The organism is Methylobacterium trifolii (assembly GCF_022179685.1).
Classification (GTDB): domain Bacteria; phylum Pseudomonadota; class Alphaproteobacteria; order Rhizobiales; family Beijerinckiaceae; genus Methylobacterium; species Methylobacterium trifolii.
Window position 1 is genome coordinate 1 of the sequence record NZ_BPRB01000344.1, and the last position, 6530, is coordinate 6530.

Consider the following 6530-nt stretch of genomic DNA (forward strand, 5'->3'; position numbering starts at 1 on the left):
GCCCGAGGAGGTCGCCGGCATCGCGGTGGCCGCGCAGGGTCAGCGCAACCAGGCGCTGCTGGCCATCGACGCCCGCAGCGACGGGCGCGGCAACCCGTATTTCTGGCTGGCCTTCGCCAAGGCCCGGTTCGAGCCGGGCAACGGCTCGGACCTCAAGGCCATCGCGGAGAAGCGCATCTCGGTCACGCCCCTGCGCCTCGACCTCACCGACGAGCCGACCCTCACCCGCTTCGCCCAGGCCTTCGCGGAATGAGCGCGGCCCGGACCATCACCACAGCCCGAGGGTCACGCCCCATGCCGCGCCGCGCCGTCGCCTGCCTCGCCCTCGTCCTGGCCGCATCGCCGGCGGCGGCGGACTTTCCGTGCGACGAACTCTGGGGCGAGCGCAACGCGACCTACAAGGACGCCGGCTACTGCTTCAAGACGCAGCGCGGCATCCAGGCCTTCGGCAATGCGGGCTGCCAGTACGACGACATCGCCGACGTGCCCCTCTCGGCTCGCGACCGCGCCAAGGTCGCCGACATCCAGCGCCGGGAGCGGGAGAACGGCTGCCCGCGCTAAGCAGGGCCCCGCCCCATGCCCCCCGAAGACGGGCTCGCCGACCATGGCGGCCTCGAAGGGCAGATCGAGAACGCGGCCTTCGTGATGGCGCTGCGCGGCCGGGGCATGCGCGACACCGCGGTGCTGCGGGCCATGGAGCGGGTGCCCCGCGCCCGCTTCGCGCCCCTCGCGCACCGCGACCGCGCCCGCCGGGACATGGCCCTGCCGCTGCCCTGCGGCGCGGCGATGACGGCGCCGACGCTGGTCGCCACGATGCTGGCGCTGCTGCGGGTCGAGCCGGGCCAGGACGTGCTGGAGGTCGGCACGGGCTCCGGCTACGCCACGGCGCTGCTGGCCCAACTCGGCGCGGCCTCGGTGACGAGCCTGGAGCGCTACGCCACGCTGGTGGCCTTCGCCCGGGCCAACCTCGGCCCCGGCACGGTGGCGCGGGTGCTCCAGGGCGACGGCCTCGCGCTCGATGCCGATGAACAGCGCTACGACCGCATCCTGGTCCACGCCAGCGTGGCCGCCCCCGAGCCCAGGTGGCTTGCCGCCTTGCGGCCGGGCGGGCGCCTCGTCCTCGTGCTCGCCGCGGGGGAGGGCTCGCGCGTGGCCGCCTTCGAGCGGGACGCCGATGCCGTCCGCCAGGAGCCGGGGCCGCCCGCGCGCCTCGCGCCGCTCGTGCCGGGGCGGGCGCTCTGCCTGTAGCCGGGATAAGGTTCCCGCAGGTCGAGGAACGTGGTGAACGGGAACGGTTGCTTAACCTGAATCCGGCTTCAATGGGCTCATCAAGTTGCGTCAGGCAAACGGGTGCGTCGATGCGGGTTCGCGGAACTGGTCGGGGGATGAGAACGCTGTCGCGCTTCGCCCTCATCGGGGTCATCGGCGGTGGAGCCGCCGCCTGCTCCTCGGATGCGTCGCGGCTTGGCGACCCCTTCACCAACCCCTTCGCCTCGAACCTGTCGAGCGAGCCCTCGGCGACGGGCAGCCTGCCGGACGGCGGCCTGCCCGCCGGCCCGGCGATCCGCACCGGCCGCATCCAGTCCGAGGCGCTCGGCGCGCCCTCGGCCCCGATCACGCCGCGGGCCGCCTTGCCGGCCGGCCGGGCGCTCTCGGCCGCGACGCCGGCCGCCGCCTCCCCCGTCACCCGCGTCGCCTCGACGGGGGCCGCCGGCTGGAGCGCCCAGGGCGGCACCTCCATCACCGTGTCGCAGAACGACAGCCTCAACCAGATGTCGACCCGCTTCGGCGTGCCGGCCTCGGCGATCCTGTCGGCCAACGGCCTGACGAGCGCCAGCCAGATCACCCCCGGCCGCCAGATCGTGATCCCGGTCTACAACGCCTCGGGCATGAACCCGGCGGCCGCCCCCATGACGGCCCGCACCGTGCCGGCCGCCCCCTCGGAGCGCATCAAGGCCGTCGAGGCCAAGCGCGGCGAGGACGAGGCCAAGCGCAAGGCCGAGAGCAAGGCGGAAGCCAAGCGCGAGGCGGCCGAGAAGGAGGCCGAGCGCAAGGAGGCGGCGGCCAAGAAACTCGCCGACGAGAAGGCGCGCAAGGAGGCCGCCCTCAAGGAGGCCGACAAGAAGCGCCACGTCCGCCCCGGCCAGACCGCCAAGGCCGAGACGAAGACCGACACGAAGACCGCCCTCAAGCCGGTAGCCAAGGTCGAGACCAAGCCCGACGCGAAGGCGGAGGCCGCCCGCAAGGCGGAAGGCGAGGCCAAGCTCGCCAAGGCGGACGCCGCCAAGGAGGCGGCCAAGAAGCTCGCCGAGGCCAAGGCCGCCAAGGAGGCCTCACAGAAGGCTGCCTCGGCCGAGAAGCCCGAGAAGGTGGCGGTCGCAAAGCCGGCAGCCCCCGAGAAGTCGGAGCCCGCCAGCACCGGCTCGGTCGCCGCGGCGTCCGACCAGACCTTCCGGTGGCCCGCCAAGGGCCGGGTGATCTCGGGCTACGGCTCGTCGGGCAACGAGGGCATCAACATCGCGGTGCCCGAGGGCACGGCGGTCAAGGCCGCCGAGGACGGCACGGTCGCCTATGCGGGCTCGGACGTGAAGGGCTACGGCAAGCTCGTGCTGGTGCGCCACACCAACGGCTACGTCTCGGCCTACGCCCACAACGGCGAACTCGACGTGAAGCCCGGCGAGAAGGTCAAGCGCGGCCAGACCATCGCCAAGTCCGGCGCCTCGGGCAACGTGACCTCGCCCCAGCTCCACTTCGAGATCCGCAAGGGCGGCGCCCCGGTGGACCCGATGTCCCAGCTCGCCAGCAACTAGTTTTATTGGGATACGACGACCGCGCGGCGGCCCCTCGGGGCCGCCGTTTCGCGTTTCACGCGGCCGGCGGCTGAAGCCTGCCTTCCGGGCTGTGCGTGTCGACCGCCGCGGGCAGGACCTTGGCGAGCGCGTCGAGCACCTGGTCGGCGGGGATGCCGAGCTTCTCGGCCACCTGCCGCACCTGCGCGTTGTCGAGGACCTTGCGCAGGTCGTCGGCGGTGATCGGCTCGTTCTCGCCGCGGCCGAGCCAGGAATTGACCTGCCGGCCGTAGCCCGAGCGCTGGAGCCGGTCGAGCAGCCCCTGGATTCCGCCGGGCAGCACTCGCTCGACGAGCCCGGGCAGCGCTTCCGCCGCGGCCTGCCCCAGCGGTCCGGCCAGCGCGTTCCTGAGGGTGTCGATCAAGCTCATCGGCCGGTCTCCTGTCGCGTCGTGGCGCGCCCACTGAAAGCCGGCATGGGTACGGAAGGCAAGCTCAGGCGGTCAACGCCGCCTCGACGCGGCCGCATGCCGTAGCCCTGCCGCCGCATGGGCGCAGCGCAAAACCAAGAAAGAATCAGTCCAGCGTCCGGCCGAGCCGCCCGGCGAGGTCCTGGATGAACTGGAAGGCGGTGCGGCCGGAGCGCGATCCCCGGGTGGCCGACCATTCCAGCGCCTCGGCCCGGAGCCGGTCCGGCTCGACGGCGAGGGCGTAGCGCTCGGCATAGCCCCGGATCATGGCGAGGTACTCGTCCTGGCTGCACTTGTGGAAGCCGAGCCAGAGGCCGAACCGGTCGGAGAGGGAGACCTTCTCCTCCACCGCCTCGCCGGGATTGATCGCGGTGCCGCGCTCGTTCTCCACCATCTCGCGGGCGAGGAGGTGGCGCCGGTTGGAGGTGGCGTAGAACAGCACGTTGCCGGGCCGGCCCTCGATGCCGCCGTCGAGCGCCGTCTTCAGGGACTTGTAGGAGGTGTCGTCGGCATCGAACGAGAGGTCGTCGCAGAACACCAGCCAGCGGTGCGGGTCGGGGCGCAGGATCGCCATGAGGTCGGGCAGCGCCTCGATGTCCTCGCGGTGGATCTCCACGAGCTTCATCGGCAGGCTGCCCTCCGGCCGGCGGCCGTTGATCTCGGCATGGGCCGCCTTGACCAGGGAGGACTTGCCCATGCCGCGCGCGCCCCAGAGCAGGGCGTTGTTGGCGGGCAGGCCGCGGGCGAAGCGCTCGGTGTTCTCCACCAGCAGGTCGCGCACCCGGTCGATGCCGGTGAGCAGCCCCATCTCGACGCGGCTGACCTGGGTGACAGGCAGCAGGCGCCGCTCCGGCCCCCACAGGAAGGCGTCGGCCGCCCCCATGTCGGTCTCGGGCCGGGCAGGCGGGGCGGCGCGCTCCAGGGCCGCGGCGATGCGTTCGAGGAGCGGCAGGACGATGGCAAGCTCGGTCATGCCCGGCCTCTTATGCGGATTGCCACCGGAAATCACGCCCCGGCATCGCATCCGTCGTCGCGCAGCCGGTTCGGTGCGTTGCTTTCGGGTCGCCCGTGGCTATAGTCCGCGCGCTTTTTGACAGGCCCGGCGGGCATCCGCGCGGGCCCACACATCCGAGGAGACGCTGTTGATCACCCCCGCCTTCGCGCAAGGGGCCGGCACCGCTGCTGGCGGAGCGGAGATCGCCTTGCAGGTGGTCCCGTTCGTCCTCATCTTCGTGATCATGTACTTCCTGATCCTCCGCCCGCAGCAGCGGCGGGTCAAGGATCACCAGGCGCTGGTCAAGAACGTGCGCCGCGACGACACCATCGTCACCAACGGCGGCCTCGTCGGCCGGGTGGTCAAGGTGACGGACGAGGCTTCCGAGATCGAGGTCGAGATCGCGCCCAACGTCCGGGTCAAGGTCGTGCGCACCATGATCTCCGAGGTCCGCGTCAAGGGCGGCCCGGTCAAGGCCGCCTGAACCGCCATCTCAGCATGCCGGGCCAGGCGCCCGGCAGGACTGCAAAGACAAGAGACGGCGGATGTTGCGCTTTTCCCGTTCCAAGATCGTCGCGACGCTCGCCGTCATCCTCGTGGGCCTGAGCCTGGCCGTGCCGAGCTTCTTCTCGGCCGAGCAGCGCAAGGGCTTCATGGCCTCCCTGCCGGGCTGGTTCCCGGCCTGGATCGTGCCGACGCGCGCCATCGTGCTCGGCCTCGACCTCCAGGGCGGCTCGCAGCTCCTGCTGGAGGTGGACCAGAACGAGCTGGTCGCCTCCCAGGCCAAGGCCCTGCGCGACGACGTGCGCCGCATCCTGCAGCAGGAGGGCGTGCGCGCCGAGGGCGGCATCGGCCTGCAGCAGCGCGGGGTCCAGATCCGGGTGCCGGACGCCGCCGGCCGCGCCAAGCTGATGCCCAAGCTCCAGGAACTGGCGCAGCCGGTCTCCAACCCCCTGGTCGGCCAGACCGGGGGCCGCACCATCGAGATCGCCGAGCAGCCGGACGGGCTGGTCCGCCTCAGCCTGACGGATGCCGGCATCAACGAGCGCACGCGGCGCGCCGTGACCCAGGGCATCGAGGTCATCCGCCGCCGCCTCGACTCGACGGGCACCACAGAGCCCTCGATCCAGCAGCAGGGCGCCGACCGCATCCTGATCCAGGTGCCGGGCGAGCAGAACCCGGAGCGGCTGGAGAAGATCCTCGGCTCCACCGCCAAGCTCGAATTCCGCATGCTGTCGGATTCGGCCGGCGGCGACGTGGACATGCTGCCCTCCAAGGACGAGAAGGGCGCCAAGGTGCCGGTGGAGCGGCGGATCATGGCCGACGGCGGCGACCTCACGGACGCCCAGCCGGCCTTCGACCAGCAGTCCCACGAGCCGATGGTGAGCTTCAAGTTCAACCTGAAGGGCGCCCAGCGCTTCGGTCAGGCGACCTCGGAGAACGTCGGCCGCCGCATGGCGATCGTGCTGGACAACGAGGTGATCTCGGCCCCCGTGATCCGCACCGCCATCACCGGCGGCTCCGGCCAGATCACCGGAAACTTCTCCGTGCAGCAGGCCAACGACCTCTCGGTGCTGCTGCGGGCCGGCGCGCTGCCGGCCAAGTTCACGGTGGTCGAGCGGCGCGTGGTGGGGCCGGGGCTCGGGCGCGATTCGATCGAGGCCGGCAAGCTCGCCACCGGCGTGGCCGCGCTCCTCGTCGTCGCCTTCATGTTCCTGACCTACGGCACCTTCGGCTTCATCGCCAACATCGCGCTGGCCGTCCACGTCGGCCTGATCCTCGGCCTGATGTCGGTGCTGGAGGCGACGATGACGCTGCCCGGCATCGCCGGCATCGTGCTCACCATCGGCACGGCGGTGGATTCCAACGTGCTGATCTACGAGCGCATGCGCGAGGAGCACCGGGCCGGGCGCTCCCTGATCTCGGCGCTCCAGGCCGGGTTCGACCGGGCCTTCGCCACCATCATCGACTCGAACTCGACCATGGCGATCGCCGCCCTGATTCTCTTCTTCCTCGGCTCGGGCCCGGTGAAGGGCTTCGCCGTCGTGTTCATCCTGGGCATCCTCACCACCGTCATCACGGCGGTCACGCTGACCCGGATGATGATCGCGGTGTGGTATACGACCTTCCGGCCCAAGGCCCTGCCGTTCTGAGTTTGGAAAGACGGATCATCGACGGAGGACGCGGACGGCGCGACAGGCCCCCTCTCCCGAGCGGGAGAGGGTTGGGGTGAGGGAGGAGACCTCACCGGAGAGGTTACACCCCTCACCCTGTCCCT

The 6530-nt window shown here is 71.5% G+C and carries 6 protein-coding genes and 2 pseudogenes; 6 read left to right on the forward strand and 2 right to left on the reverse strand.

All coding sequences use genetic code 11. From position 1 onward, the window contains the following. The 4 genes and pseudogenes from COGEMETH_RS24020 to COGEMETH_RS24035 form a co-directional block, all read left to right on the forward strand. Positions 1 to 253 (forward strand): annotated as a pseudogene (locus COGEMETH_RS24020) (5'/3'-nucleotidase SurE); the annotation flags it as partial. A 41-nt stretch (positions 254 to 294) separates the two neighbouring features. Then, positions 295 to 561: a YARHG domain-containing protein gene (locus tag COGEMETH_RS24025; RefSeq protein WP_238185194.1), complete on the forward strand. Its 267-nt coding sequence runs from the start codon at positions 295 to 297 to the stop codon at positions 559 to 561. A 15-nt stretch (positions 562 to 576) separates the two neighbouring features. After that, positions 577 to 1248 carry a protein-L-isoaspartate O-methyltransferase family protein gene (locus COGEMETH_RS24030; protein WP_238185195.1) on the forward strand — a complete coding sequence of 224 codons (672 nt, stop codon included), beginning with the start codon at positions 577 to 579 and terminating at the stop codon, positions 1246 to 1248. A gap of 137 nt (positions 1249 to 1385) precedes the next feature. Then, positions 1386 to 2810: a peptidoglycan DD-metalloendopeptidase family protein gene (locus COGEMETH_RS24035; RefSeq protein ID WP_373875427.1), complete on the forward strand. Its 1425-nt coding sequence runs from the start codon at positions 1386 to 1388 to the stop codon at positions 2808 to 2810. 55 nt (positions 2811 to 2865) lie between these two features. On the opposite strand, the pseudogene COGEMETH_RS24040 reads toward COGEMETH_RS24035, so the two are convergent. Continuing rightward, positions 2866 to 3225 (reverse strand): annotated as a pseudogene (locus COGEMETH_RS24040) (YidB family protein); the annotation flags it as partial. Between the two features lie 139 nt (positions 3226 to 3364). Further along, the gene (locus COGEMETH_RS24045) at positions 3365 to 4231 is read right to left on the reverse strand and encodes an ATP-binding protein (RefSeq protein ID WP_238185198.1); all 867 of its coding nucleotides are present in this window, start codon (positions 4229 to 4231) and stop codon (positions 3365 to 3367) included. A 169-nt stretch (positions 4232 to 4400) separates the two neighbouring features. On the opposite strand from COGEMETH_RS24045, the gene yajC reads away from it, so the two are divergent. Both yajC and secD read left to right on the forward strand, forming a co-directional pair. Continuing rightward, positions 4401 to 4736, forward strand: coding sequence for a preprotein translocase subunit YajC (gene yajC / locus COGEMETH_RS24050; RefSeq protein WP_238185199.1), 336 nt, complete (start codon positions 4401 to 4403; stop codon positions 4734 to 4736). Between the two features lie 61 nt (positions 4737 to 4797). After that, positions 4798 to 6405, forward strand: a complete 1608-nt coding sequence (secD, locus tag COGEMETH_RS24055; RefSeq protein ID WP_238185200.1) for a protein translocase subunit SecD — start codon at positions 4798 to 4800, stop codon at positions 6403 to 6405. Positions 6406 to 6530: the final 125 nt, after the last annotated feature.

Coding starts and splice junctions, on each gene's coding strand:
- COGEMETH_RS24025 (WP_238185194.1), top strand. CDS start 295: ATGCCGCGCCGCGCCGTCGCCTGCCTCGCCCTCGTCCTGGCCGCATCG.
- secD (WP_238185200.1), top strand. CDS start 4,798: ATGTTGCGCTTTTCCCGTTCCAAGATCGTCGCGACGCTCGCCGTCATC.
- COGEMETH_RS24035 (WP_373875427.1), top strand. CDS start 1,386: ATGAGAACGCTGTCGCGCTTCGCCCTCATCGGGGTCATCGGCGGTGGA.
- COGEMETH_RS24045 (WP_238185198.1), bottom strand. CDS start 4,231: ATGACCGAGCTTGCCATCGTCCTGCCGCTCCTCGAACGCATCGCCGCG.
- COGEMETH_RS24030 (WP_238185195.1), top strand. CDS start 577: ATGCCCCCCGAAGACGGGCTCGCCGACCATGGCGGCCTCGAAGGGCAG.